The organism is Streptomyces sp. NBC_01296, assembly GCF_035984415.1.
Taxonomy (GTDB): Bacteria; Actinomycetota; Actinomycetes; order Streptomycetales; family Streptomycetaceae; genus Streptomyces.
Genome location: NZ_CP130720.1, coordinates 5,367,747 through 5,394,256, shown reverse-complemented (window position 1 = coordinate 5,394,256; position 26,510 = coordinate 5,367,747). Strand labels below are relative to the sequence as shown.

Sequence of the window (26,510 nt, the reverse complement as noted above, 5' to 3'; positions counted from 1 at the left end):
GAAATCCCCGTGGTTGCAGCGTTTCCGCTGCTCCCCGTCCCCGTTCGCACCCGTTCGCACGCGCACGTACTACGTCTTAACCGATCACTCTAGCGACCGGTTCCGACAGCCCCAAGCTCGGGGTTGCACGTGCAATGGGGGTCACACGGTCATGAGTTGGGCGCCGCGACCGCCGCCGAGGGGCGGATCGGGAGCCTGTTGACCGGGCGGCCCGTGGCCGACCGTACCGCCGAGGCTACCGCTGCCGGGGCCGTCACCACAGGGATCGCGCTGGCCGCTTTCGCCCCGAACGGGGCCACCACGTCCCGCTCTTCGACCAGTTTGACGATGCGGACCACCGGGGCGTCCAGCGCCGTCGGCAGCGCATAGCCCGTCAGGTCGGGGTGGCGGATCAGGCCCGAGGCCGAGCGGAGGTTCTCCGTCAGCGCCGCGCCCACGCCCTGCGTGACGCCCGCTTCGATACGGGCCTCCAGCTGGCGGGGGTTGAGGATGCGGCCCACGTCCTGGGCCACGGCCAGTTCCACCACACGGACGGCACCGAGTTCGATGTCCACGTCCACCACCGCGCGGATCGCGCAGAAGGCCAGGCCCACGAAGGCGTCGCCCTGGCCGTCGCCGTCCAGGGGCTCCGTCGGGTGGGGGCGGCACTGGGCCGTCGCCCAGAGTTCCTTGCCCGCCATGGCCTCGGAGACCGTCGTGGAGAAGGCTCCGTCGTACGAGGTGATCCGGCCGTCCTGGATCTGGAGGAGTTCCGTCGACATGCCCAGCTTGTGGGCCATCGGCTGGAGGAGTTGGGTGCGGACCATCTTGGCCGCCCGCTCGACCGCGCCCCCGCTCACCCACGTGTGGCGGCCGTGCGCCGCCGGGCCCGCCGGCGGCTGGTCGGTGTCGACCGGGGCCGTCACCACCTCGTCCACGCCCAGCGTCTCCTGGACGATCTGGCGGGCGAGGGTGGAGAAGCCCTGGCCGGTGTCCACCGCCGCGCAGATGACCGTCGCCGACCCGTTGACGACCTTGACCGTCGCCGTCGAGACCTCGTCCGTCCCCTCCGCGCCGAGCATGTGGACCATGCCCACGCCGTACCCGACGCCGCGCCGCACCGCGCCCGGCTCGCCCGCGCCCTCCGGGCCGCCCGGCAGCAGCCACTCGTCCTCCGGGGTGTCCTTCGGGAGGGAGGGGAGTTCGACATCGCGTACCGCGCGCAGGAGCTCGGCCACGGGGGCCGGGCAGGTGACCGTCTGGCCCGTCGGGAGCAGGTCGCCCGTCGCCAGGACGTTGCGCAGGCGCAGTTCGGCGCCGTCGATGCCGAGCGCCGCGGCCAGTTTGTCCATCTGGCCCTCGTACGCGGCGCAGACCTGCATCGCGCCCTCGCCCCGTACGTGGCCGGAGGGGGGGTTGTTCGTGCGGACCGCCCAGCCTTCCACGAAGGCGTGCGGGACCACGTACGGGCCGCACGCGAACGCCACCGCCGCGGCCAGCGATTCGGAGGACGAGTCCGCGTACGCGCCCGCGTCCATCAGGATCTGGGCCTCGACCTTGACCAGGCGGCCGTCCGCGTCCGCGTGGTGGCGGTAGCGCAGCAGCGTCGGGTGGCGGTGGGTGTGGCCGAGGAAGGACTCCTCGCGGGTGGCGGCCAGCTTCACCGGGTGGCCGGTGCGCAGGGCCAGCAGGCCCAGGGGGAGCTGGAAGGCCGCGTCCTCGCGGTCGGCCGTGGCGCCCGGGACTCCGGTGACGACGACGCGGACGCGGTCCGGTTCGAGGCCGAAGCACGCCGCCGCCAGGTCGCGGTCCAGGTGGGGGTCGGTGGAGGCGGTGTAGATCTCCACGCCGCCGTCGGGCCGCGGCACGGCCAGCCCGGCCTCGGCGCCGATGGGCGCGGGGTCCTGGCGGCCGATCCGGTACAGGCCCTCGACGACGACCTCGCCGGTGGCCTCCGGGTCGCCGTAGCGGAGCGGGATGTGCCGGATCAGGTTGCCGTCGGGGTGCAGGGCGGGGGCCCCGAAGGACTGCTCGGGGTCCGTCACCGCGTCGAGCAGCTCGTACTCGACGGCGATCGCGGCGGCGGCGAGGCGCGCGGTGTCCGGGTGGTCGGCGGCGACGGCGGCGATGGGCTCGCCGTGGTGGCGTACGACGTCGTGCGCGAAGACGGGCCGGTCGGCGATCCGGCGGCCGTGGGTGGTCGCGCCGGGGACGTCGGCGTGGGTGACGACGGCGCGTACGCCGGGCATGGCGGCGGCCGCGGAGGTGTCGACGGAGAGGATGCGGGCGTGGGCGTGCGGGGAGCGCAGCACGGCGGCCCACAGGAGGCCCTCGGCCCACAGGTCGGCGGCGTACGGGAAGGTGCCCTCGCTCTTGGCGCGCGTGTCGGCGGCCGGTACGGAGGCTCCGATTCCGTGCGGTACCTCCTGCTCGCCCGCCTCGGGCGGCGCGGCGGCCGAAGCGCTCGTGGAGACCGTTACCGTCGCCGTTGCCGTGGCCGCGTCGTGCCCGCTCACGCCATGCCTCCGTGGTGGTGGATCCCGCCCTCGCCGGGCGGCGCCTGGTGCGGAATGCGCGCCTCCGGGCCAGAGCCGTTCCCGTTCCCGGTCCCGGCCCCGCTCCCGGACGCAGGCGCGTCGGCCGCTGCCGTCGCCCCGCGCTCCGCGACGACCTCGCGGACGGCCTCGATGACGCCCTTGTAGCCGGAGCAGCGGCAGAGGTTCCCGCACAGGGCCTGCCGGGTCTCCAGCTCGCTGGGGGCGTGGTTGCCCTCCAGCAGATCGTGGATCGTCATGGCCATGCCCGGCACGCAGAACCCGCACTGCACCGCACCCGACCTGCACAACGCCTGCTGCACGTCCGAAAGTTCCCCGCCGCTGGCGAGCCCCTCCACCGTGCGGACCTCGCTGCTCGCCGCCGTCGCGGCCGGGACCAGGCAGGAGGCCACGAGCCGCCCGTCGACCTGCACCGCGCACGCACCGCATTCGCCCTGCGAGCAGCCGTCCTTGGCGCCGGCGAGGCCGAGGCGCTCGCGCAGCACGTAGAGCAGCGACTCGCCGATCCACGCACCGGTGACGGGCCGGTCCGCGCCGTTGACGCGCAGGACGTAGGAAGCCAGCGGGTGCTCGTGATGGGCGACGGCCTCGGCAGTCGCTTCTTCTTCGTACGTCGGCCCCCCGATCGGGGGACCTCCGGCCGTTCCCGCGTCCGGCGTCGCCACGGCGCTGTCGGCGGTGTCCGCACCCGGCGCGGCCGCAGCCCCGGCTTCGCCGGGCTCGATTCCGCGTCCGGGCCCGGCTGCGAAGCCGCGCCCGTCCGTGCCGGCGGGCTCCGCCGTGAACCCGTGTTCACCGGGCTCACCGGCCGGCCCGGGCTCCGCCCCGGCGGCGCCGTGGCCGGATGCCGTGAAACCGTGCCCGTTCGTGTCGCCGGGCTCGGCGAAGCCGCCGGTGCCTCCGACGCCGCCGATGCCGTCTGCGCCCGGACCACCCGCGAGGGCGTACTCCGCCGCCGCGACGGCGCTCACCACGCGCTCGCGCTCCGCGGCCGGCTCCGCAGCCCCGGCCGCGTCCGCCCCGGGCGCGCCCACGGCCACCGCCGGCAGCTCGGGGGCCTCCGCCCCCGGATGCGGCCGCTCCGCCGTGACCGGCGTGGCCGCCGGGCCGTGGGCGGCCTCGATGTCATGCGGAGCCGGATGCGCCGGCTCCCCCTCCGGGAGCGTGCCCACGCCGGGCCCGCCCAGCACCCTCGGGCCGCGCCCGGGGCCGCCGACACCGGGGCCGCCGAGCCGCCGCAGGCCCGCGCCCGAGGTGCCCGCGTCATCCGCGTCGGACCGCGCGTCGGGCAGCACGCCCGAGCTCATCACAGCACCCGGAACAGCACCCGCAGCGGCATCCGCCGCGGTACCCGGACGCGCGGCTGCCGCGGCCTCGAAGTCGGGGTGGCTCGCCCAGGGGGCCGCAGCTCCGCCCGGCAGCGTCGCCGGAGCCTGGCTCCAGTCGGCCTCCAGACCGCCGCGCCGGAACTCGCCGGTCTCCTCGGCGAGTTCCGGGAGGGTCCACTGGCCGGTGGTCACGGGCTCGGAGTCCTGCACGGCCTCCGGGAAGCGCCACTCGGCGGTCGCGCCGGGATCGTGCCCGGCCTCGGCCGAAGCCGGACCGTGCCCCGCAGCCTGACCCTGACCCTGGGCCTGGGCCTGGGCCTGGGCCTGGGCCTGGGCCTGGGCCTGGGCGTGAGCCCGGCCCTGCCCGAACTCCTGGCCGTGGCCCGAAACCTGCCCCTGCCGCTGATCCGCGAACGCCGCCGCCACCGACGCCGGAATCGGGATCGAGGCCGGGATCGGCCCGCCGACCGGCGCCGGAGCAGGCGCGCCCGCACCACCGCCGCCGCCGGCCCCCGTACCGGCCTGAGGCGTCGTTCCCGCCTCCGGCCACTGCACCGGGATCGCCCACGTCCCCGTCGCCGCCGGATCCGCACTGGCGGAGCCCAGCGGCACGATCATCGGCGGCGGCACGTAGCCGTGCCCGGGCGCCGCGAGCGGCTCACCGGTGCCGAGCGCGTCCAGCATGTCCTGCGGCAGCTTCACGAAGGCCGTCGCGTCGGAGTCGTACTCGCCGCCCTGCGGCACCGGCTCCCAGCCCCAGCCGGCGTCGGTCCGGCCCGCAGGCCCTGCGGGTCCCGCGGGACCCGCCTCCCCCGTCGTTCCGCTCACGTTCTCGTTCTCACTCATGAGGTCAGCGCCCTCCCCAGGGCCCTCCGTGCCAGCACGGCCACCGTCCGCCGCAGATGCAGTACACCGGGAGCCACCGGTTCCCCCTGGTCGGGCACGCAGGCGGCCGCGACGTACTCGCCGAAGGCCTCCAGCGCCTCGGGGGCCAGTGTCCGCCCCCCGTCCCAGTCGATCAGCGAGGCCACCCACTGCTCGGCCTCCAGCGGCCGCAGCGGCATCGGGGCGACCGCGCCGATCGCGCAGCGCACACCGCGGCGCGCGGGGTCCAGGACGAGCCCCACGGACGCCACGGCGCGCCCCGGCCCCGTACGGCCCGTGGCCTTCAGGAAGACCTGCGGCGCGTGCAGCAGCGGCACCCGTACGAAGCCGATCAGCTCGCCGGGCCGCAGCATCTCGCGGCCGGCCAGCAGGTGCGAGACCGGGATCTCCCGGCGCGAGCCGCCCGGGCCGTGGATGACGAGGATCGCCTCCAGCGCGGCCAGTACGGGCAGTGCGTCGCCCGTCGGCGCGGCGGTGGCGATGTTGCCGCCGAGGGTGCCGGCGTTGCGGATCTGCGGGGGCCCGGCGGCGCGTGCGGCCGCGGCCAGCGCGGGGATCAGAGCGGCGAAATCCGGCCGTCCCATCCGCGCGTGGGTGAGCCCGGCGCCGAGCAGGGCGTGCCCGTCCTGGTACTGCCAGCCGCGGATCTCGTTGATCCGGCCCAGGCCCACCAGCGCGGCGGGCCGCAGCAGCCCGGCGTTGACGGCGGCCATGAGGTCGGTGCCGCCGGCGACGGGCACGGCAGCGGGCATGGCGGCGAGCGCCGCCACGGCCTCGTCGAGCGAGGCCGGCAGCGTCACGGACTGCGCCGCCTGCGGCCCCTGAGATGAATGCAGTGCATGCGGTGCGTGCGTGGTCAACCCAGCTGCCCCTTCCCGATGTCCCGGTCCCGGCGCTCACGCCTGTCCGCCGTACGGTACGTCCTCACCGCCGGGACGTGGCAACTCTGGCACATCTTCCCCACCGCCCGGCGCCAGGGTCCGGCGGGCGCCCCCTGGAGCTCCAAGCCGTCCGGTTTCCCCCGTATCCACCGAATCAACCGAATCGGAAGTATTCGCCGAATACACCGAAATCGAGCAAGAGTTCCCGACAACCCCCAAGGACGAAGGACGTCCCGGAAGCCTCCGGAGTTCCGCAGAAGTCCGAAGGATTCCGAACAGCTCCGAACTGTCCGGAAGGCCGTACGAGGCCCCCGCGAGCGCCGCGCAAGGGGCGTGCGAGGGCACGGGAGGTGCGCGGAAGGGCACACGAGGGCGCGGAAAGGTTCCGGCCACCGGCCGCCGCCCGTCCCCATCCGCGTCACACGTTCGGGGGCTCCCCTTCGATCGGACGCCCGAGCACCCCGGGCCGCCGCTGCCACGGCAACGGGCCGCCAGGCGGCCGGTAGTCCACGCCCAGCGCGTCCAGCCGCCGGTAGTGCGTGCCCATCCTGGCCTCGAAGCCCGCGTAGTCCCGCTCGCCCGGCTCCGGCAGCCGGGACCACACCACCTCCGCGAAGGCCGCCAGCCGCGGGAACACCTGGTAGTCGACGCGGCCCTGGTTCTCCATCACCTCGGTCCACACGTTGGCCTGCGCGCCCAGCACGTGGGACGCGGCCTGCGGCGACAGCTTCGGCGGCACCGGCTCGAAGCGGTACACGTCCTCCAGCGAGCGCACGTACCCGATCGGCATCGGCTCGTCGGGACCGTCCGCCTGACGGTGGTCCAGGTACACCTGCTGCTCGGGGCACATCACCACGTCGTGCCCGGCCTCGGCGGCGGCGATCCCGCCCGCGTACCCGCGCCACGAGGACACCGCGGCGCCCGGCGCCAGCCCGCCCTCCAGGATCTCGTCCCATCCGATCAGCCGCCGCCCGCGCTCCGCGAGCCAGCCGTCGAAGTGCCGGATGAACCAGGACTGCAGCCCGTCCTCCCCGTCCACCCCCAACTCCCGGATCCGCTCCTGCGCGAGCGCCGACGCGCGCCACTGCTCCTTGGGGCACTCGTCGCCGCCGACGTGCACGAACGGCGAGACGTCCGCCGGGAACAGCTCCAGCAGCTCCTCGAACACGCCCTCGTAGAAGCGCAGCACGGCCTCGGTCGGCGCGAGCACGTTCTCGTTGATCCCCCAGTCGTCCCACACCTCCAGCGCGCCGGTGTCCACGACGTCGGTGTTCCCCAGCTCCGGGTACGCGGCGATCGCGGCCTGCGAATGCCCGGGCACGTCGATCTCCGGGACCACCCGCACGTGCCGCTCGGCGGCGTACGCGACGATCTCGCGGATGTCGTCCTGCGTGTAGAAGCCGCCGTGCGGGGTCTCGTTCCACAGCGGCGAGGCCCGGTGCCCCCAGCGGCTGCGCGGCCGCCACGCGCCGACCTCGGTGAGCCGCGGGTGGCGCTTGATCTCGACCCGCCAGCCCTGGTCGTCCGTCAGGTGCAGGTGCAGCACGTTGAGCTTGTGCGCGGCGAGCAGGTCGACGTACCGCAGCACCCCGTCCTTCGGCATGAAGTGCCGGGCCACGTCGAGCATCATCCCGCGCCACCCGAAGCGGGGCCCGTCCTGGACGCCTCCCACCGGCAGCCGCCACTCGCGGCCGGGCGCGGCGGGCGCGCGCCGGTGGGCCTCGGGCCCGAGCAGCTGACGCAGCGTCTGCGCGGCGTAGAAGAGGCCCGCCGGGTCGGCGCCTTCGAGCAGCACCCACCGCTGCGTGACGTGCAGCTCGTACGACTCCGGGCCGACGCTGCGCGCGAGCTCGGGGCGGAGCACCAGCCGGATCACCGCGCGTTCGCCACAGGCTTCCCCCGCCGCGGGCGCGGGCAGCTCCCAGCCGGTGGCGGGGCCGAGCTCCCGGCGCAGCCAGCGGGCGGCGCCCTCGGCGCCGGGGCCGACGTCGAGCAGCGGATCGTCCAGCACGCACGTGCCGGCGTCGCGGGCGAATCGCGCGTACCGCGGCTCCGGAATCAACTCGGGCATGGCCTCGGCCCCTCCACCGTCCGGGCGTTGCAGTATGCGCAACGCGCGTTTCGCATGGCGCGCCTGACGCCTGCGCTGCGGCCGACCCTAACCCTCCCCCCGGGCACGGCAAAGGCCCCCGGACGCGCACCTGCGCATCGGGGGCCTTCGAGGGCCTCGCCCCTGCCGAAGAGGGGGCGGAACGGACCGGACCTACTTGTCCTTGCCGCCCTTGTCCTTGTCCTTGTCCCCGCCGGGACCCATCGACTCGTAGATCTCCTTGCACATGGGGCAGACCGGGTACTTCTTCGGGTCCCGGCCCGGCACCCAGACCTTGCCGCAGAGCGCGACGACGGGGGTCCCGTCGAGGGCGCTCGCCATGATCTTGTCCTTCTGGACGTAGTGGGCGAAGCGCTCGTGGTCGCCGTCGCCGTGGGACACCTGCGGCGTCGGCTCTACGAGGGTCCCCGTACCAGTCCCGCGCTCGGGCTCAAGAGTGCTCATAAAAGCCAGGGTACCGACCCCCGAGCGGGTCAGTTGAGCGACGGGTCGTCCGGATAGGTGGCGACCATCGCGAGCTCGCTGCGCTGGCGGCGCAGCACCGCGCGCCACAGCCTCTCCGGGTCCGGGAAGGACACGTCCCCCGGCTCCGACTCCACGACGTACCAGGCGCCGTCGCCGAGCTCGACCTCCAGCTGGCCCGGGCCCCAGCCCGAGTAGCCGGCGAAGATCCTCAGCGAGCCCAGGGCCGCGGCCAGCAGCTCCGGCGGGGCCTCCAGGTCGACCAGGCCGATCGCCCCGTACACGCGGCGCCATCCGAGTGGCCCCTCCTCGCCCGGGATGACGGCCACCCCGAGGGCCGAGTCCAGGCCCACCGGGCCGCCCTGGAAGACGACGCCCGGATCGCCGGCCAGCGTCGCCCAGGGCAGCAGGATGTCGCCGACGCCCACGGGGGTGGGCCGGTTGAGGACGACGCCGAGCGAGCCCTGCTCGTCGTGGTCGAGCAGGAGCACCACCGCGCGGTCGAAGTTCGGATCCGCGAGGGCTGGGGTGGCCACGAGCAGCCGCCCTGTGAGGGAGGACACCTCGGTCATGCCGACATGATCTCGCACATTCGCCCTTCAGGGGGAGCGGGCGGAGGGATCGGATCGAACGCAGCTCAGGGCGCACGGCAGCAGGAAGGAGCGCGCGGGGCCGGTACGGGCGGAATGCGACACTCCGCCACGGGGTGGGCACTGAGGGTGTTGTGGCTAATTCATGACAGTCCTATGGCCGCGTCGACCTTACGAACAAGGGGGTCGCGCCCCTTACCCTTTTCCCTGGCCCCCTGCCCACCCTCCTCTGGCTTCGCCGGGGGAGCCCCTCTCCGGAACGCGAGATTCATGAGCGGCACAGACAGAGACGACGTACTACTTGTCCATGGCGGTACCCCGCTCGAGGGCGAGATCCGTGTCCGCGGTGCGAAGAACCTCGTGCCCAAGGCCATGGTCGCCGCTCTGCTCGGCAGCGAACCCAGCCGGCTCCGCAACGTTCCCGACATCCGCGACGTCCGGGTCGTGCGCGGGCTGCTCCAGCTGCACGGGGTGACCGTGCGCCCCGGCGAGGAGCCGGGCGAGCTGGTGCTCGACCCGACGCACGTCGAGAGCGCGAACGTTGCGGACATCGACGCGCACGCGGGCTCGTCGCGCATCCCGATCCTGTTCTGCGGCCCGCTGCTGCACCGCCTCGGCCACGCGTTCATCCCGGGCCTCGGCGGCTGCGACATCGGCGGCCGGCCGATCGACTTCCACTTCGACGTGCTCCGCCAGTTCGGCGCGACCATCGAGAAGCGCGAGGGCGGCCAGTACCTGGAGGCCCCGCAGCGCCTCCGCGGCTGCAAGATCCGCCTGCCCTACCCCTCGGTCGGCTCGACCGAACAGGTGCTGCTGACGGCCGTCCTGGCCGAGGGCGTCACCGAGCTCAGCAACGCCGCGGTGGAACCGGAGATCGAGGACCTCATCTGCGTCCTGCAGAAGATGGGCGCCATCATCTCCCTGGACACCGACCGGACCATCCGGATCACCGGTGTGGACCGTCTCGGCGGCTACAACCACAAGGCGCTCCCGGACCGCCTGGAGGCCGCGTCCTGGGCTTCCGCGGCGCTGGCGACCGGCGGCAACATCTACGTGCGCGGCGCGCAGCAGCGCTCGATGATGACCTTCCTGAACACGTACCGCCGCGTCGGCGGCGCGTTCGAGATCGACGACGAGGGCATCCGCTTCTGGCACCCGGGCGGCCCGCTCAACGCGATCGCGCTCGAGACGGACGTGCACCCCGGCTTCCAGACCGACTGGCAGCAGCCGCTGGTGGTGGCCCTGACCCAGGCCGCGGGCCTCTCGATCGTCCACGAGACGGTCTACGAGTCCCGGCTGGGATTCACCTCGGCCCTCAACCAGATGGGTGCACACATCCAGCTGTACCGGGAGTGCCTGGGCGGCAGCGCCTGCCGCTTCGGCCAGCGCAACTTCCTGCACTCGGCGGTCGTCTCCGGCCCGACGAAGCTGCAGGGCGCCGACCTGGTCATCCCCGACCTGCGCGGCGGGTTCTCGTACCTGATCGCGGCCCTGGCGGCCGAGGGCACCTCGCGCGTCCACGGCATCGACCTCATCAACCGCGGCTACGAGAACTTCATGGAGAAGCTCGTGGAGCTGGGAGCCAAGGTCGAGCTCCCGGGCGGCGACCTCGTCTGAGGCGTCTGCGAGGCGAGTTCGAGGCGGGCGCCCCCGAGTGCGGCGCCCGCACCTCGCGCCGCCGGCCCCGGCAAGGGCCCGCCAAGGCCCTGCAAGGGCCCCTGGACAGGCCGAAGGGCGGCCACCCACCCGGGTGGCCGCCCTTCGGCGTTCTCTGCGTACTGCTGCCGTCCCGAGGGCCGGTGCGGCCCTCGGCACAAGGGCGGACTACTTGCCCTTGGCGGCTTCCTTGAGCTTGGAGCCCGCGGAGACCTTCACGCTGAAGCCGGCCGGGATCTGGATGGGGTCGCCGGTCTGCGGGTTGCGCGCGGTGCGAGCGGCACGGTGGGTGCGCTCGAAGGTCAGGAAGCCGGGGATGGTGACCTTCTCGTCGCCCTTGGCGACAATCTCGCCGACGGTCTCGGCGAGCGCGGCCAGAACGGCGTCGGCGTCCTTGCGGGTCACCTCGGCGCGCTCGGACAGAGCGGCCACCAGCTCACTGCGGTTCATGTTGTACTCCCGTGTTCAACTTGCCTTAGAGGCGTGAGATCGAAGCCGATGCTGCCAGGGCCCTCGGACAGTCCCCGGACCCGGGTCTGAACGTCAGACCCTCTCGCCCGGTTACGCATCCTGCCCCCACCAGCGGCGGGAAAGCCAATCCGGCACCCGCCAGGGTCACACGAAAAGCGCCACAGTCACGCCGCGGTGACGCTCCGTCCGCACTTGGTGGATGCGGACCGCGGACCTCGCGGGCATCCCCGCAACCCTAGAGGCGGCCCGGCGGGCCCGCATCTCGCGACGCGCCGGGATCGGCAAGCCGTGAGGGCCGTCACAGCGGCCCCCCACGCCCCTTGCCGGACCCTGCGTCAGATCGCCGAGGCGGCGGCCTTGCGGACGGCTCCGGCGACCGCGCCGGCCACCTTGTCGTTGAAGACCGACGGGATGATGTAGTTCGCGTTCAGCTCGTCCTCGCCGACGACGTCCGCCAGCGCAGTCGCCGCGGCCAGCATCATGTCCGTGTTCACCGTGCGGGACTGAGCGTCCAGCAGGCCGCGGAAGACGCCCGGGAAGACCAGCACGTTGTTGATCTGGTTCGGGAAGTCGGAGCGGCCGGTGGCCACGACGGCGGCGGTCTGGCGGGCGATGGCCGGGTCCACCTCGGGGTCCGGGTTCGCGAGCGCGAACACGATCGCGCCTTCCGCCATGGCGGCCACGTCCTCGCCGGACAGCACGTTGGGGGCCGAGACGCCGACGAACACGTCCGCGCCGACCACGGCCTCCTTCAGAGTGCCCGTGTAGCCCTCGGGGTTGGTGTTGTCGGCGATCCAGCGCAGCGGGGAGTCGGCGTCCGCGTCGACCAGGTCGGGGCGGTCCGCGTGCACGACACCGTGGATGTCGGCGCTGACGACGTTCTTGACGCCGGCCGCCAGGAGCAGCTTGAGGATGGCCGTACCGGCCGCACCGGCCCCCGACATGACGACCTTGACGTCGCCAACTGCCTTGCCCACCACGCGAAGTGCGTTGGTGAGGGCGGCGAGGACGACGATGGCGGTGCCGTGCTGGTCGTCGTGGAAGACGGGGATGTCGAGGGCCTCGCGCAGGCGGGCCTCGATCTCGAAGCAGCGCGGCGCGGAGATGTCCTCGAGGTTGATGCCGGCGAAGCCCGGGGCCAGCGCCTTGACGACGGCGACGATCTCGTCGGTGTCCTGGGTGTCCAGGCAGATCGGCCATGCGTCGATGCCGGCGAAGCGCTTGAAGAGGGCCGCCTTGCCCTCCATGACGGGCAGAGCGGCCATGGGGCCGATGTTGCCGAGACCCAGGACGGCGGAGCCGTCCGTCACGACTGCGACGGAGTTGCGCTTGATGGTGAGGCGGCGCGCGTCCTCGGGGTTCTCGGCGATGGCCATGCACACGCGGGCGACGCCCGGGGTGTAGATCATCGAGAGGTCGTCGCGGTTGCGGATGGGGTGCTTGGACGCCATCTCGATCTTGCCGCCGAGGTGCATCAGGAAGGTTCGGTCGGAGACCTTGCCGAGGCTGACGCCCTCGATCCCCCGGAGCTTGCCGACGATCTCGTCGGCGTGCGCGGTGGAGGTCGCGGCGATGGTGACGTCGATACGGAGCTTCTCGTGACCGGAGGCGGTCACGTCGAGGCCGGTGACCGACCCACCGGAAGACTCCACGGCGGTGGTGAGCTGGGAGACCGCGGTTCCGCTCGCGGGCACTTCCAGGCGGACCGTCATCGAGTACGAGACGCTGGGCGCCGTTGCCATGGCCGTGTTCCTCTGTTCTGTCCCTGGTTCTTCTGTACACACAGGGTCCCGCTGCACGCCGGGTGCGGCAGGACCTGTTGTCCGATCGTCCCACCTACCAGCCAGTACAAGGTAACCAGCTACAAATTTCGGAAAGACACTTCCACCATACGAGATAGACGGGGTGCGGGGAAGCGTAGCCGCGTACGAAAAAGGTCCGCGCCCCTCGGTGACCGAGGGGCGCGGACCTGTATGAACGTCTATGACACCGACCCGCCATGCTCGCCTCGCGGCAAGTGGTCGCTCTAAGCGACGAAGGTTGGGCCCGGGGGCTTGGATCGAGTCGGTGCCGTACCCAGGCTAACAAAGGATCGCCGGAAGCGATCCCCCTCCAGGGGCTTGACCTCGCCCCACCACGCCGTTGGCTGCGAGCCATCCGGTCGTACGGGGCGGGTCCGGCCGGTCTACGGCCTCAGCAGCGCGGGCACGCCCGCCGCGTCGGGCTCGTCGCGGCCCGTCGAGACCACCGTCAGCTGCTGCGTCGCGCGGGTCAGGGCCACGTACAGGACGCGCAGGCCCGCCGGGGACTCGTCCCCGATCTCCGCCGGGGAGACGACCACCGTGGCGTCGTACTCCAGGCCCTTCGCCTCGAGGCTGCCGAGCGCCACCGCCCGCTCCCCCAGGTCCGCCAGCCAGCCCGCGGCCTCCGTACGCCGGTCCATGGCCACGACCACGCCGACCGTGCCGTCCACCTGCTCCAGCAGCCGCCGGGTCTCCTCCCGGACCGCCGCGCGCAGATCGGCCCCGGCAGCCGTGAAGCGGGGCTCCAGGCCCGTGGAGCGGACCGCCGTCGGCGGCTCCATGCCCGGCATCGCCAGCCGCAGCACCCGGGCCGCGACCTCAGCGACCTCCGCCGGGTTGCGGTAGTTCACCGTCAGGGTGAACCGCCGGCGGGGCCGGGACCCCAGGGCCTCGTCCCGCGCGGCGGCGGCCTCGTCCGGGTCCGTCCACGAGGACTGCGCCGGGTCGCCGACCACCGTCCACGTGCCGTGCCGGCCGCGGCGGCCCACCATCCGCCACTGCATCGGCGTCAGGTCCTGCGCCTCGTCCACGATCACGTGCGCGTACTCGGTACGCTCCGCCGCGATCCGCTCCGCCCGCTCCCACTGGGTCTCCTCGCGGGTCGGCATCAGCTCCTCGAGCCCGCTGAGCTGGTCCAGCGGGTCGAGCTGCCGCTTGCGCTTGGGCCGCGCCGGCGCGCCGAGCAGCAGCTGGAGCTCGTCCAGCAGCGCCACGTCGTGCACCGACAGCGGACCCTTGCCGTCCGGGCCCACCCGGCGCAGCGAGCGCGCCAGCTGGCGGGTCTCGCGCGGGTTCAGGACCCGCCGCGACCAGCGGCCGAGCCGGCGCTCGTCGGCCATCGCGGCCAGCACCCCGCGCGGGGTCAGCTCCGGCCACCAGGCGTTCAGGAAGTCGATGAAGGCGTCCTCGGTGGAGATGTCCTCGTCGAACGCGGAGCGCAGCTCGGCGGCCAGCTCCGGATCGCTGTGCCGGCCGGCCCCGCCGGATCTCGAGTACAGGGCGTCGAGGAGCAGCTTGCGGGCGCGCGGGCGCAGCAGGTTCACCGGCGCGGTGCCACTGAGCACGTTCTGCCGGATCCGGTTCAGCTCGTCGGCCTCCAGCTCCTGGCGCCGCCCGAAGGCCACGACGCGCAGCCGCTCGGGGGCGGCACCGAGTTCCAGTGCGCCCCGTACGGCCTTGTGGAGCACCTTGCGCATGCGGGAGGAGCCCTTGACCCGGGCCACGGCCGGTTCGTCGTACGTCGTCGCCTCCGCGCCGTCGACCAGGGAGCCGAGCGCCCGGATGGCGACCTGGCCCTCCTCGCCGAGGGAGGGCAGCACGCCCTCGGTGTACGCGACGAGCAGCGGGGTCGGCGAGACGATCAGGATGCCGCCGGAGTAGCGGCGCCGGTCCTGGTAGAGCAGGTAGGCGGCGCGGTGCAGGGCGACGGCGGTCTTGCCGGTGCCCGGCCCGCCCGCGACCTCGGCGACCGAGGCGGCGGGGGCCCGGATCACCATGTCCTGCTCGGCCTGGATGGAGGAGACGATGTCCCGCATCGAGTGCGTACGGGCCCGCCCGAGCGCGGCCATCAGGGCGCCGTCGCCGATGGCGGGCAGCTCCCGGCCGTCGAGGGAGGCGGTGATCTCCGGGCGCATCAGGTCGTCCTCGACGCCGAGCACCTTGCGGCCCTTGGAGCGGATGACGCGGCGCCGCACGACCCGGCCGGGGTCCTTGGGCGTGGACCGGTAGAACGGTGCGGCGGCCGGCGCGCGCCAGTCGATGACCAGCGGCGCGTAGTCGGCGTCGAGCACGCCGATGCGCCCGATGTGGAGCGTCTCGGCGATGTCGGCGGTGAGGTCCTCGCGGATCGCGTCGTCGGCCGGCTGGACGGAGGTGTACGCGCCGTCCGGGCCGCGCTCCCCGTCCTTGCCGAGGACCAGGTCGATCCGGCCGAAGAGGAAGTCCTCGAACTCGTTGTTCAGCCGATTCAGGTGGATGCCTGCCCGGAAGACCTGTGCGTCGCGCTCGGCGAGCGCGCCGGGCGTGCCGACCTGACCTCGCTTGGCCGCGTCGTTCATCAGGAACTCGGCCTCGTCGATCTTCTCCTCGAGGCGGCGGTACACCTGGTCAAGATGCGTCTGCTCGACCGCGATCTCCCGATCGCGGACGGAATCCGCCGTGCTGTCGACAGCGGCATTCTGCGCGGCCACCAAGGCCCCCTTCTGACGTGCATGGGCGACCGTCAACCGTACGCGAATCCGCACCCTGTCCGCACGCCCGTTCCGGTGACCGGGCGAAGATCACTGTCCGGCGGCTACCCGGGGCGGGCCGCGAGGACCCTGCGGCGGTGCCGGGCGACCCGCTCGCGGTTGCCGCACAGCTCGCTGGAGCACCAGCGCCGCCGGTGCCCGCGCGAAGTGTCCAGGTAGACGCGGGTGCAGCCGTCCCCTTCGCAGGACCGCAGCAGGGCCCGCTCGCCGGGGTCGGTGAGCAGTTCCACCGCGTCCCGGGCGACGGCGGCGAGCAGCGCACCGCACTCCACCCCGCCGCACAACTCCCGTACGAGGTGACCCTCTTGGTCCTGTACGGCACACAGTCCCGGGGGTGGACCGGCCGCCAGCGCGTTGACCCGGGCCAGCGCGCCCTCGTCGGGACCGGCCCCGGCGAGCTCGGCCCGCACGAGGCTCCCCAGGTCGCAGCGCAGCGCCCGGAAGGCCTCCACCCAGTCGGGGCCCACCCGCGCGATCGGCGTCCGGTCGGGCACGAGCCCGGCTCCGGCGAGCCACAGCCGCAGCTCGTCGCCGTCCTGGATCTCCTCGGCGCCCGCGGGGGCGGCGAAGGTGGCCACCAGGTCCAGGCAGACCCGCCCGGAGTCGAACCACATGCCCGTCACCGCCTCTTGCGCCGGACACCCCCTGGGGGCGTGCCTCTCAGAGTGCCGCGCGCGGCTTCGATGCGGAACCCCCCGTACGGGGGCCAGGGAGTCCCCTAGAGGGGCGGGTCGTCGTGCAGGAGGCGCTGGAAGAGGCGGTGGTCGCGCCAGGCGCCGTCGATGTGCAGGTAGCGGGGCGCGAGCCCGTACTGCTCGAACCCGGCCTTGGCCAGGACGCGCTGCGAGGCCACGTTGTCGACCAGGGTCCCGGCCTCGACGCGGTGCAGCCCGAGCTCTTCGCGGGCGATCCGGCAGACCTCCTCCAGGGCGGCGGTGGCCAGCCCCTTGCCGGTCCAGGCCCGGTCGACCCAGTAGCCGACGCCGCCGCTGCGGAAGGGCCCGAGGGAGATGCTGCCGAGGTTGATCGTCCCGATGGGCGCGCCTGTGTCGGCCTCGACGAGCACGTACGGCGCGACGCGCCCGCCGTCGCGCTCGGCGAGCAGCGCCTCGACACGGGCGATCTGGCCCTCTTTGGTGAAGAACACCTCGGACCGCCACGGCTCGAAGGGCGCCATGTACGCCCGGTTCCGCGTCAGCACGTCGGCCAGCCCCCCGGCATCCCCGACCTCGACGCCCCGCATCTCCACCCCGTCAATGATCATGCCCGCATCATCGCAGCGCCGACGCCGAAAATCAGCCCTGCCGGAGCCGGAGCCAAATCCAGCCCCGCCGGCGTTTGAGGCGCTGGGGGCGCCTCCCAGCGGTGGCCGGGGGAGGTCCGGGGCGGAGCCCCGGCAACGGCGCCGCACCCACCCCGTTCAACCGGCGGAGCCGGTGGCGCACTCCCCCGCGTCCAGGGCCAGCCGGTATCCCCTCTTCACCACCGTCTGGATGAGGTTCGCCGCGCCCAGCGCCCCCCGCAACCGCGCCATCGCCGTCTCCACGGCATGCTCGTCCCGCCCCGCCCCCGGCAGCACCCGCAGCAGCTCCGGCCGCGCCACCACCCACCCCGGCCGGCGCGCCAGCGCCCGCAGCAGGGCCATCCCCGCCGGCGGCACCGGCCTCAGCTCCGCGTCCACGAGCACCCCGTGCCCCCGGATCTCCAACCGGTGCCCGGCCACCGGCAGCACCCGGGCCCGCCCCGGCAGCTCCTGGCACAGCAGTTGCACGAGCGGGCCCAGCCGGAACCGCTCCGGCTGCACGGTGTCCACCCCGCGCGCCTGCAGCGGCAGCGCCGTCACCGGCCCCACGCACGCCGAGAGCACGTCGCCCCGCAGCCCCGCGAGCACCGCCTCCGCAATCCCCCGCTGCTGCGCCCGGGACAGCAGCGAGGCGGCCGCCGGAGCCGAGGTGAAGCTCACCGCGTCGACCCCGCCGCAGGCCACCGCGTCGAGCAGCCGGTCCAGCGGTCCGAGGTCCTCCGGGGCCATCCACCGGTACACCGGGACCACGACCACGTCGGCCCCGCCGGCCCGCAGCGCCTCGACGAACCCGGGCAGCGGTTCCCCGTGCAGCTGGAGCGCGATGCGCCGCCCGGCGACCCCGGCGGTGAGCATCCGGTCGAGCACCTCGGCGAGGGACTCCGACTCCGGGGACCAGGTCTCCACCAGCCCGGCGGCCCGGACGGCGCCCTTCACCTTCGGTCCGCGCGCCAGCAGTTCGGCGGCCCGCAGCCGCGCGAGCAGCTCCTCGCCGATGCCCCACCCGTCGGCGGCCTCGATCCACCCGCGGAATCCGATCGCGGTGGTGGCGACCACCGTGTCCGGTGCGCAGTCGATCAGTTCCTTCGTGGCGGCGAGCAGTTCGCTGTCGTCGGCCAGCGGCACGATCCGCAGGGCCGGGGCGTGCAGGACGGTGGCGCCCCGCCGGCGCAGCAGGGCGATGAGCTCGTCCGCCCGCCGGGCTGCGGTGACTCCCACGGTGAATCCCGCCAGCGGGCCCGCCGTCGGGGCGATGCCGGTGTGCGTGTCGTCCATGGTGACCTGCCTTGCCCAGTGGGTCGGTATCACATCGCGCGATCACGTGTCGCGTGAACGGGACCGAGCCTGTCAAGTCGGCATGTCAGGCTCGGTTCCGTCGTATTTCGTGTCCGTAAACCGCCGTTACACCGAGGTGAGCTGCGGCTTCGCCTCCGCCCCGGCCGCCGGGAGCGCCGTGGGGGCGGGCCGGCGAAGGTATACCGCCCACGTCACCGCGCAGCAGGCCGCGTAGAAGCCGAGGAACGTGACGAAGGCGGCCGTCCCGGAGCCGGAGGTCGAGAACGCCTCCCGGAACACCAGGTTGATGCCGAGTCCGCCGAGTGCGCCCACCGCTCCGATGAGCCCCATGGAGGCCCCGGACAGCCGGCGCCCGTACGCGGCCGCGGCTTCGGCGTCCAAACCCTGCGCCAGCCCCTTGGCCTGGAAGATGCCGGGGATCATCTTGTACGTGGAGCCGTTCCCCAGCCCGCTCAGCACGAACAGGGCCACGAATCCGACGAGGAAGACGGACAGCGACTTCTGACCGGAGGCGTAGACGACGACCCCGGTCGCGGCGGCCATCGCCACGAAGGTCGCGAGGGTGATCCGCGCCCCGCCGAACCGGTCCGCGAGGGCCCCGCCGACAGGCCGGATCAGCGAGCCGAGCAGCGGCCCGATGAAGGTGAGCGAGGCGGCCTGCAGCGGGGTGCGGCCGAACTGCGTCTGGAGCACGAGCCCGAAGGCGAAGCTGTAGCCGATGAAGGACCCGAAGGTGCCGATGTAGAGGAAGGCCATGATCCAGGTGTGGGCGTCCCGGGCCGCCTCGCGGACGGCGCCCCCGTCGCCCCGTACGTGCACCAGGTTGTCCATGCGCAGCAGGGCCAGCGCGGCCGCGGCCACGATCAGCGGCAGGTAGACCGCCAGCAGCAGCCTCGGGTGTCCGGCCCCGGCGGCGGCGATGACCAGCAGGGCGACGAGCTGCACCACGGGCACGCCGATGTTGCCGCCGCCCGCGTTCAGGCCGAGCGCCCAGCCCTTCTTGCGCAGCGGGAAGAAGGCGTTGATGTTGGTCATCGAGGAGGCGAAGTTCCCGCCGCCCACACCCGTCAGCGCGGCCACCGCCAGGAAGGTCCCGTACGAGGTCCCGGGCTCCATGACGACCAGTGCGGCCACCGTCGGCGCGAGCAGCAGCAGGGCGCTGACGACCGTCCAGTTCCGGCCGCCGAACCGGGCGACGGCGAAGGTGTACGGCACCCGTACGAGGCCGCCCACGAAGGTCGCGGTCGCGATGAGGAAGAACTTCCCGGCCGGGTCGATCCCGTACGCGGGGCCCATGAACAGGACCATCACCGACCACAGGGACCAGATGGAGAACCCGATGTGCTCGGAGAGCACGGAGTAGAGCAGGTTCCGGCGGGCGATGCGCTCCCCGGACTCCTTCCAGAACGTCTCGTCCTCGGGTTCCCACCGCTCGATCCAGCGGCCCCCCTTGCGCGGTGCGGTCGTACCGTTCATCACACGCCTCCACAGCTGTCGCGTCCGTGGTGACGACCGTAGGGACGGCGCGTTTCGGCCCCGGTCCCCGCCGCATGACCGGTGGGAAACCTTGCACTCACCCGCCGCCGGGAGCGCCTGTGAGCGCGGCGGGGCGCCAGCTCGCCGGGGGCACGTCCAGCCAGCCGCGCTCGGCGGCGATCCCGGCCGCGGCCTGGTGCAGCGCGTCGAGCCCGGGGTGGCTGAAGCCCTTGCGCCAGACCATCGACAGCGGGGAGAGCGGCAGCGGCTCGACCAGCGGCCGTTTCACGCACCCTGGCAGATCGAGGAAGTCCACGGTGACCAGGACCGGATTGCGGGTCTTGGCCATGACCCGGCGGAACTCCTCCTTCCCGATCGCCACGGGTGCGGGCGGCGCCAGGGCGATGCCGCGCCCGGCGAACAGTTCGCGGGCGAGCCCGGTCCACTCCAGGGTCCGCGGGTTGCCGGCCCCCGCGTACACGGTCTCGCCGGCCAGCGCATCGAGCGGTACCTCGGCCCGCGTGCCCAGCGGGTGCCCGTCGGGCAGCAGCACCGCGAGCGGCTCGTACCGTACGGGCCGGTGCGCGAGGCGGGCCCGCAGCGCCGGGTCCAGCCCGTGCGCGTACCCGAAGGACACGTCGAGGCGCCCGGCGGCGACCTCGGCGGCGGCGTGGGTGAGCCCGCTCTCGAAGCGGGCCATCAGCTCGCAGTCCGGGGCGAGCTCCCGGGCCCGCTCGAGCACCGCACGGGCGGTGCTCGGCCCGTCGGTGTTCAGATCCACGAGCAGCGGCCTGGGGCCCGCGCAGGCGAAGGCGGCGGCGAGCGCCTCGTGCGCGGCCAGCACGCGCCGGGCCAGCGGCAGCAGCCGCTCCCCGTCGTCGGTGAGCTCGACGGCGCGGGTCGTCCGTACGAACAGCCCTGCGCCCAGGGCCGCTTCGAGCCGCCGTACGTCCCGGCTGAGCGCCTGCTGGGCGACGTAGAGGCGGGCAGCGGCGCGGGTGAAGTGCAGCTCCTCGGCCACGGCGACGAACCCGCGCAGCAGCCGGGGTTCCACATCACGGGGATTCACCCGAGGAGACTAACAACGGAAGCGGGTGAATGGCCCCGGAACAGGTGTTGGACGCCCGGGCACCCCTGGCCGGAGCCTTGGATCATGCCGCAGACCACCTCCGCCCCGCTGATGACCGTGACCGGTTCCACCCTCGTGATCGCCCCCGCCCCGCGTCGGCGGGAGGCCCGCGCGCCGGGCCCGTACGGGCGCCTGTTCGCCCTCCCCGGCACCCGCGCCTTCACCGCCGGGAACCTCATCGCCCGCCTCCCCATGGGCATGTTCGGCATCAGCGCGGTCATGATGATCGCCGGCCAGCGCGGCTCGTACGCCCTCGCCGGCGCGGTCACCGCCACCGGGCTGGCCGCCACCGCGCTGGTCGCGCCGTGGACGGCCCGCCTGGTCGACCGGTACGGCCAGGCGAGGATCGCCGTCCCGGCGACGGTGATCGCGGTGCTCGGCTCGGTGGCGCTGATCCTCTGCGTCCGTACGCAGGCCCCCGCATGGACCCTCTTCGCCTGCTACGCCGCCACCGCGACCACCCCCAACATCGGCGGCATGTCCCGGGCCCGCTGGACCCACCTGCTGCGCGAGTCCCCCGCCGCGCACCACACGGCGATGTCGTTCGAGCAGGCCGCCGACGAGCTCTGCTACATGTGCGGCCCGGTGGTGGCGGCGTTCCTCTGCTCGGCCGTCTTCCCGGAGGCGGGCACCCTCACCGCGGCCGCCCTCCTGCTCATCGGCATGCTGCTGTTCACGTCCCAACGGGCCACGGAGCCGCCGGTGTCGGCGCCCGGCCAGGGCACCTCACCGCTGCGCGCGGTCCGCCCCCTCCTCGTGCTCTTCGTTCCGCTGGGCCTGCTCTTCGGCTCGATGGAGGTCACGTCGATCGCCCACCTCGACGCCCGCGGCCTGGGCGCCGCCACCGGCCTGGTCCTGGCCCTCCAGGCGGCGGGCTCCTGCGCGGCCGGCCTGCTCTACGGCGCCTTCCGCCCGCGCAGCCTGCGCACCTGCCTGATCGCCCTGACCGCGGCCCTGACCCTCCCCTGGGCGGCGGCGGCCACGGGCTCCCTCCCCCTCCTGGCCGCCGCCCTGCTCCTGGCGGGCATGGCCACGGCCCCGACGATGGTCACGGCGATGTCCCGCATCCACGCGGTCACCCCGGAGGGCCGCCTCAACGAGGGCATGACCCTGGCGGTCACGGCGATCCTGGCGGGCATAGCCCTGGGCTCGGCCGCGGCCGGCACCCTGATCGACCACCTGGGCCCCACGACCCCCTACGCCCTCCCGGCGGCGGCGGCCCTCCTGGCGCTCATCGTCAGCCAGACGGTACGACTTTCCGGTACGAGTCAGGTACCGTGAAGTGGTACCACTACCGGAGGAGCGGACCGTGTCCATAAGCGCCAGTGAAGCCAGGGCGACCCTGTTCCCGCTGATCGAACGGGTCAACACCGACCACGCCCCGGTGCGCATCACCTCCAAGAACGGCGACGCCGTCCTGATGTCCGCCGACGACTACGACTCCTGGCAGGAGACCGTCTACCTGCTGCGCTCCCCGGCCAACGCCCAACGGCTGATGGAAGCCGTGGCGCGCGACCGCGAGGGCGCGGCGTCGGTCGCCAAGAGCATGGACGAGCTGAGGCAGTTGGCCGGAGGGGAGGAGTGAGGAGTGTTCACTTCGACCCGGCCGCGTGGGAGGACTTCCTGTTCCGGCTGTCCTCCGACATGAAGATGGCCCGCCGGATCACCCGCCTGATCGGCGAGATCCAGCGCGACCCGTTCACCGGGATCGGCAAGCCCGAACCGCTGAAGGGCGAACTGTCCGGCTACTGTTCCCGCCGCATCGACGACGAACACCGCCTCGTGTACCGGGCGGACGACAAGGAAGTGAAGGTGCTCAAGGCCCGCTATCACTACTGACACGGCGGACGCTTCGGGCATGACGAAGGCCCCGCAGCCTGGCGGCTGCGGGGCCTTCGCCCACATGGGATGAGTGGAGATGGCGGGAATCGAACCCGCGTCCAACGGTGCAGAAGCAGGGCTTCTCCGAGCGCAGTCCGCTGCGCTTTTCTCGGCCCCGGAGATCACACGGACAAGTCTCCGACGGGCTCAGTCACTGTTTGGTTTCCCTCCAACCCCCGTGACCGGGGCTAGAGGTTTAGATCCCTAATTGACGCCAGGATCCGGACCGGGACCACTTCCGGGCTGACGCTCCTCACAGAGGCTTCAGCTCACTGTTATTAGGCAGCGAGGGTGAAGCGGGAGTTATCGCTCTTGGAGTTGGCGATTATTTTTTGCGACATGTGGTTAGCGAGATCATTGCCGCTTCCTCGGCTCGCTTCCCCTGCATCGACATCCGCTGTCGAAACCGATCATCCCCATGTTTCACGCTGTTCAATTAGATACTTCACAAGCTGCTCCGACCCCGAAGGGGCGGTGCTGACGCCATGGTACGCGAAGTGGACCACGGGATGCCAGGAGATTACAGCTGACCGCGCTCCTTGCGCTTCACGGCCGAGATCACCCGGTTCGTCTCGCGCGTGTCCTGCTTCTCGCGCAGGGCCTGGCGCTTGTCGTACTCCTTCTTGCCCTTCGCCAGCGCGATCTCGACCTTCGCCCGGCCGTCCTTGAAGTACAGCGAGAGCGGCACGATCGTGTTGCCCGTCTCGCCGGTCTTCGAGTCCAGCTTGTCGATCTCCTCGCGGTGCAGGAGGAGCTTGCGCTTGCGGCGGGCGCTGTGGTTGGTCCAGGTGCCCTGGCTGTACTCCGGCACGTGCACGTTGTAGAGCCAGGCCTCGCCGCTCTCCACCGACACGAAGCCGTCCACCAGCGAGGCACGGCCCTGGCGCAGGGACTTGACCTCGGTACCCGTGAGCACGAGGCCGCACTCGTAGGTGTCGATGATCGCGTAGTCGTGCCGCGCCTTCTTGTTCTGGGCGATCAGCTTGCGCCCTGTTTCCTTAGCCATAGTGAGGTCATTTTCGCACTACGGACCCACCCCGAGGCCACCCAATACCGTGCGGGCCCGTTCCTCGGCGCCGTCGCCCGCCGCCAGGTCCGGGGTGATGCCGCTGCCGTCGAGGCTGCGGCCCGCCGGCGTGCGGTACGTGCCCACCGTCAGCTCCGCCACCGAGCCGTCCGGGAGCGGCGTCGGCATCTGTACCGAGCCCTTGCCGAAGGTCCTCGTGCCCACCGCCACCGCGCGGCCGCGGTCCTGGAGGGCGCCGGTCACCAGCTCCGCCGCGCTCATGGTGCCGCCGTCGACCAGCGTCACCAGGGGTGTCGCGGTGTCCCCGCCCGGGCTGGCGTACAGGGCGCGCTGGGCCCCCCGTACGTCGTACGTGGCCACCAGCCCGCCGTCCAGGAAGGCGGAGGCGGCGGTCACGGCCTCGGTGACCAGGCCGCCCGGGTTGCCGCGCAGGTCGAGCATGAAGCCGGCGCCGGCCGGGGCCGCGCGGACGGCGGCCCGGACCTGTTCGCCCGAGCCGCGGGTGAAGGAGACGACCTTGATGACGGTGATCCCGCCCGGGAGCTCTCGTACGGTCACGGGCTCGGCGTGCAGCTGCTCGCGGCGCAGGGTCTCGGTGCGGTCGACGCCGTCCCGGGTGAGGTGCAGGACGACGGGGGTGCCGGCCTCGCCGCGCAGCAGGGCGACCACGTCGCAGACGCGCAGGCCGGTGACGGCGTTGCCGTCGATGCTCAGCAGCCGGTCCCCGGCGCGCAGGCCGGCCCGGGCGGCGGGGCTGCCGGGCTGGACCTTGTCGATGTCGATGCGGCCGTCCTGGCGGCGCTCGGTCCAGAGCCCGACGCCGGTCCAGCGGCCGTCGAGGTCGTCGGTGAAGGCGGCGTACTCGCCCTGGTCGTAGACCATGCCCCAGCGGTCGCCGCTGCGGCTGACCACCTCCTGGGCGGCCTTCTTGCCGGACTTGCCCTCGGCGACGGCCTCGGCGGCGGCGCGGGCCACGGCCTCGCGGTCCGCGGTGCCGCCCTCCCGGGGCGCCTCGGACACGGCCGCCGCGGGGGTCTGCGTACCGGCGGCCGTTAACCCGCCGCCGGCGGCCCCCACGGCGTCCGCGCGGTCCCAGCAGCCGGTGCCCGCCGCGGCGCCGACGGCCGCGATGAAGGCGAACGTCAAAACGGCCCCGCGACGCAGGTCGCGGGGCCGGAGACAAGAGGCGGCAATACTCGGCAAGCCCAGCATGGCGCCGAGTCTAGGACAAGCCCCGTGGAGGCACGGCGCGTTGGCCGGACCTCACACGGGGCGCTTGTCACACCTTCAGGTACTTGCGCAATGCGATGAAGGCGGCCAGCGAGGGCATCAGCACCCCGATGACCAGCACCAACGGCAGCTTGGTCAGGACGGAGTCCCAGCCGATGAAGTTGATCAGCTCCATCTTGACGCGCAGCGAGGCGCCGTGGTCGATGACGAAGTACTGGCCGGCGCCGAGCATGACGCAGGCGAACACGCCGCCGATGAGGCCCGCGAAGGCGGCCTCCATGATGAACGGCACCTGGATGTAGAAGCTGGAGGCGCCGACGAGCCGCATGATCCCGGTCTCCCGCCTTCGGCTGAAGGCGGAGACACGCACGGTGTTGACGATCAGCAGCAGGGCCACGATCAGCATGATCAGCATGATGCCGAGGGCGGCCAGGTTGAGGTAGCCGAGCATCGTGAAGAGGTTGTCGAGCTCCTGGTGCTGGTCCTCCACCGACTGCACGCCGTCGCGGCCCGCGAAGGCGGTGGTGATGACCTTGTACTTCTCGGGCTGCTCCAGCTTCACCCGGAAGGATTCGGGCATCTGGTCCGGGGTGATCACCGAAGCGAGCGCGGTGTGCCCGAAGCGCTCCTTGTAGTGCTTGAAGGCCTCGTCCGAGGACTCGTAGTGGACCGTCTCGACGAGGTCCATCTTCTTCAGGTCGGCCTCGATCTGCTGCTTCTGCTCGGGCGTGACCGCGCCCTTGGCGCAGGCCTTGCCCCCGCTCTCGCTGTTGTCCTCCGCGTCACTCTTGTTGCAGAGGTAGACCGAGACGTTGACCTTGTCGTACCAGTAGCCCTTCATCTGGCTCACCTGGTCGCGCATGAGCAGGGAGCCACCGAACAGGGCCAGCGACAGGGCCACGGAGATGATGACCGCGAAGGTCATGGTGAGATTGCGACGGAGACCGACGCCGATCTCCGACATGACGAACTGGGCGCGCATGACGTCTCAAAGCCCTTCAGTGCTGGTAGCCGTAGACGCCGCGCGACTGGTCGCGTACGAGTCGGCCCTGTTCGAGTTCGATGACGCGCTTGCGCATCTGGTCCACGATCTGCTGGTCGTGCGTGGCCATGATCACGGTGGTGCCGGTCCGGTTGATCCGGTCCAGCAGCTTCATGATGCCGACCGAGGTCTGCGGGTCGAGGTTGCCGGTGGGCTCGTCAGCGATCAGGAGGGCCGGCCGGTTGACGAAGGCGCGGGCGATGGCCACGCGCTGCTGCTCACCGCCGGAGAGCTCGCCGGGCATCCGGTCCTCCTTGCCGCCGAGGCCCACGAGCTCCAGGACCTGCGGGACGGCCTTGCGGATCTCGCCTCTCGGCTTGCCGATGACCTCCTGGGCGAAGGCGACGTTCTCGGCCACGGTCTTGTTGGGGAGGAGGCGGAAGTCCTGGAAGACGGTCCCCAGCTGGCGCCGCATCTGCGGGACCTTCCAGTTGGAGAGCTTGGCGAGGTCCTTGCCGAGCACGTGGACCTGGCCGTGGCTCGCCCGTTCCTCGCGCAGCACCAGCCGCAGGAAGGTGGACTTGCCGGAGCCGGAGGAGCCGACCAGGAAGACGAACTCGCCCTTCGCGATGTCCAGGGAGACATCTCTGAGTGCAGGACGGTTCTGCTTCGGGTAGGACTTGGAGACGTTGTCGAATCGGATCACGGGTGCACCAC

At 72.7% G+C, this 26,510-nt stretch carries 22 protein-coding genes and 1 other RNA gene; 4 read left to right on the top strand and 19 right to left on the bottom strand.

The window, feature by feature from the left end; translation table 11 throughout:
- Positions 1-149: 149 nt before the first annotated feature.
- The 6 genes from OG299_RS24470 to OG299_RS24445 all read right to left on the bottom strand — a co-directional run bounded on the left by OG299_RS24470 (position 150) and on the right by OG299_RS24445 (position 8,772).
- The gene (locus OG299_RS24470; protein ID WP_442817530.1) at positions 150-2,495 is read right to left on the bottom strand and encodes a xanthine dehydrogenase family protein molybdopterin-binding subunit; all 2,346 of its coding nucleotides are present in this window, start codon (positions 2,493-2,495) and stop codon (positions 150-152) included.
- On the bottom strand, positions 2,492-4,708 hold the full coding sequence (locus OG299_RS24465) for a (2Fe-2S)-binding protein (protein ID WP_327362624.1): 2,217 nt from the start codon (positions 4,706-4,708) through the stop codon (positions 2,492-2,494). The genes OG299_RS24470 and OG299_RS24465 overlap by 4 nt, the downstream gene beginning before the upstream one ends.
- On the bottom strand, positions 4,705-5,607 hold the full coding sequence (locus OG299_RS24460; RefSeq protein ID WP_266628866.1) for an FAD binding domain-containing protein: 903 nt from the start codon (positions 5,605-5,607) through the stop codon (positions 4,705-4,707). Before OG299_RS24460 ends, OG299_RS24465 begins: the two co-directional genes overlap by 4 nt.
- 439 nt (positions 5,608-6,046) lie before the next feature.
- Entirely contained in the window at positions 6,047-7,699 is a 1,653-nt protein-coding gene (locus OG299_RS24455; RefSeq protein WP_266628864.1) for a beta-N-acetylhexosaminidase, read from the bottom strand.
- 192 nt (positions 7,700-7,891) lie between these two features.
- Positions 7,892-8,182: a DUF3039 domain-containing protein gene (locus OG299_RS24450; protein ID WP_257556126.1), complete on the bottom strand. Its 291-nt coding sequence runs from the start codon at positions 8,180-8,182 to the stop codon at positions 7,892-7,894.
- 29 nt (positions 8,183-8,211) lie between these two features.
- Positions 8,212-8,772 (bottom strand): YqgE/AlgH family protein, encoded by a 561-nt coding sequence (locus OG299_RS24445; protein WP_053784881.1) that lies wholly within the window; start codon positions 8,770-8,772, stop codon positions 8,212-8,214.
- Positions 8,773-9,060: 288 nt separating this feature from the next.
- On the opposite strand from OG299_RS24445, the gene murA reads away from it, so the two are divergent.
- Positions 9,061-10,407: a UDP-N-acetylglucosamine 1-carboxyvinyltransferase gene (murA, locus tag OG299_RS24440; RefSeq protein WP_327362623.1), complete on the top strand. Its 1,347-nt coding sequence runs from the start codon at positions 9,061-9,063 to the stop codon at positions 10,405-10,407.
- A 207-nt stretch (positions 10,408-10,614) separates the two neighbouring features.
- Here murA and OG299_RS24435 read toward each other — a convergent pair whose 3' ends face one another.
- From OG299_RS24435 to OG299_RS24400, 8 genes are all read right to left on the bottom strand, one after another.
- A complete protein-coding gene (locus OG299_RS24435) occupies positions 10,615-10,896 on the bottom strand; it encodes an HU family DNA-binding protein (RefSeq protein WP_030161324.1) in 282 nt (93 codons plus the stop codon).
- 356 nt (positions 10,897-11,252) lie between these two features.
- Positions 11,253-12,659 carry an NAD-dependent malic enzyme gene (locus OG299_RS24430; RefSeq protein ID WP_266628858.1) on the bottom strand — a complete coding sequence of 469 codons (1,407 nt, stop codon included), beginning with the start codon at positions 12,657-12,659 and terminating at the stop codon, positions 11,253-11,255.
- 443 nt (positions 12,660-13,102) lie between these two features.
- Entirely contained in the window at positions 13,103-15,409 is a 2,307-nt protein-coding gene (locus OG299_RS24425; protein ID WP_266628856.1) for a HelD family protein, read from the bottom strand.
- A gap of 104 nt (positions 15,410-15,513) precedes the next feature.
- On the bottom strand, positions 15,514-16,083 hold the full coding sequence (locus tag OG299_RS24420) for a CGNR zinc finger domain-containing protein (RefSeq protein WP_266628854.1): 570 nt from the start codon (positions 16,081-16,083) through the stop codon (positions 15,514-15,516).
- 104 nt (positions 16,084-16,187) lie between these two features.
- A complete protein-coding gene (locus tag OG299_RS24415; RefSeq protein WP_327362622.1) occupies positions 16,188-16,733 on the bottom strand; it encodes a GNAT family N-acetyltransferase in 546 nt (181 codons plus the stop codon).
- Positions 16,734-16,889: 156 nt separating this feature from the next.
- Entirely contained in the window at positions 16,890-18,047 is a 1,158-nt protein-coding gene (locus OG299_RS24410) for a uroporphyrinogen-III synthase (RefSeq protein WP_327362621.1), read from the bottom strand.
- Positions 18,048-18,173: 126 nt separating this feature from the next.
- Positions 18,174-19,544 carry a nitrate/nitrite transporter gene (locus tag OG299_RS24405; RefSeq protein WP_266628851.1) on the bottom strand — a complete coding sequence of 457 codons (1,371 nt, stop codon included), beginning with the start codon at positions 19,542-19,544 and terminating at the stop codon, positions 18,174-18,176.
- Positions 19,545-19,641: 97 nt separating this feature from the next.
- Entirely contained in the window at positions 19,642-20,613 is a 972-nt protein-coding gene (locus OG299_RS24400; protein ID WP_327362620.1) for a LysR family transcriptional regulator, read from the bottom strand.
- Between the two features lie 84 nt (positions 20,614-20,697).
- Between OG299_RS24400 and OG299_RS24395 the strand changes: the two genes are divergently transcribed.
- The 3 genes from OG299_RS24395 to OG299_RS24385 are packed head-to-tail and all read left to right on the top strand — an operon-like array spanning position 20,698 to position 22,512.
- Positions 20,698-21,954, top strand: a complete 1,257-nt coding sequence (locus tag OG299_RS24395) for an MFS transporter (RefSeq protein ID WP_327362619.1) — start codon at positions 20,698-20,700, stop codon at positions 21,952-21,954.
- Positions 21,955-21,982: 28 nt separating this feature from the next.
- Positions 21,983-22,258, top strand: a complete 276-nt coding sequence (locus tag OG299_RS24390) for a type II toxin-antitoxin system Phd/YefM family antitoxin (RefSeq protein WP_053784891.1) — start codon at positions 21,983-21,985, stop codon at positions 22,256-22,258.
- Complete coding sequence (locus OG299_RS24385; protein ID WP_327362618.1) at positions 22,255-22,512, top strand: Txe/YoeB family addiction module toxin; 258 nt, start codon at positions 22,255-22,257, stop codon at positions 22,510-22,512. The genes OG299_RS24390 and OG299_RS24385 overlap by 4 nt, the downstream gene beginning before the upstream one ends.
- Before the next feature lie 71 nt (positions 22,513-22,583).
- Here the strand turns inward: OG299_RS24385 and ssrA are convergent.
- The 5 genes from ssrA to ftsE form a co-directional block, all read right to left on the bottom strand.
- Positions 22,584-22,972, bottom strand: a transfer-messenger RNA (tmRNA) gene (gene ssrA, locus OG299_RS24380).
- Between the two features lie 102 nt (positions 22,973-23,074).
- On the bottom strand, positions 23,075-23,560 hold the full coding sequence (smpB, locus tag OG299_RS24375) for an SsrA-binding protein SmpB (RefSeq protein ID WP_327362617.1): 486 nt from the start codon (positions 23,558-23,560) through the stop codon (positions 23,075-23,077).
- A gap of 18 nt (positions 23,561-23,578) precedes the next feature.
- A complete protein-coding gene (locus tag OG299_RS24370; protein WP_327362616.1) occupies positions 23,579-24,793 on the bottom strand; it encodes a S41 family peptidase in 1,215 nt (404 codons plus the stop codon).
- Between the two features lie 67 nt (positions 24,794-24,860).
- Positions 24,861-25,793, bottom strand: a complete 933-nt coding sequence (ftsX, locus tag OG299_RS24365; protein WP_327362615.1) for a permease-like cell division protein FtsX — start codon at positions 25,791-25,793, stop codon at positions 24,861-24,863.
- Positions 25,794-25,809: 16 nt separating this feature from the next.
- Positions 25,810-26,499 (bottom strand): cell division ATP-binding protein FtsE, encoded by a 690-nt coding sequence (ftsE, locus tag OG299_RS24360; RefSeq protein ID WP_030161344.1) that lies wholly within the window; start codon positions 26,497-26,499, stop codon positions 25,810-25,812.
- Positions 26,500-26,510 lie beyond the last annotated feature (11 nt).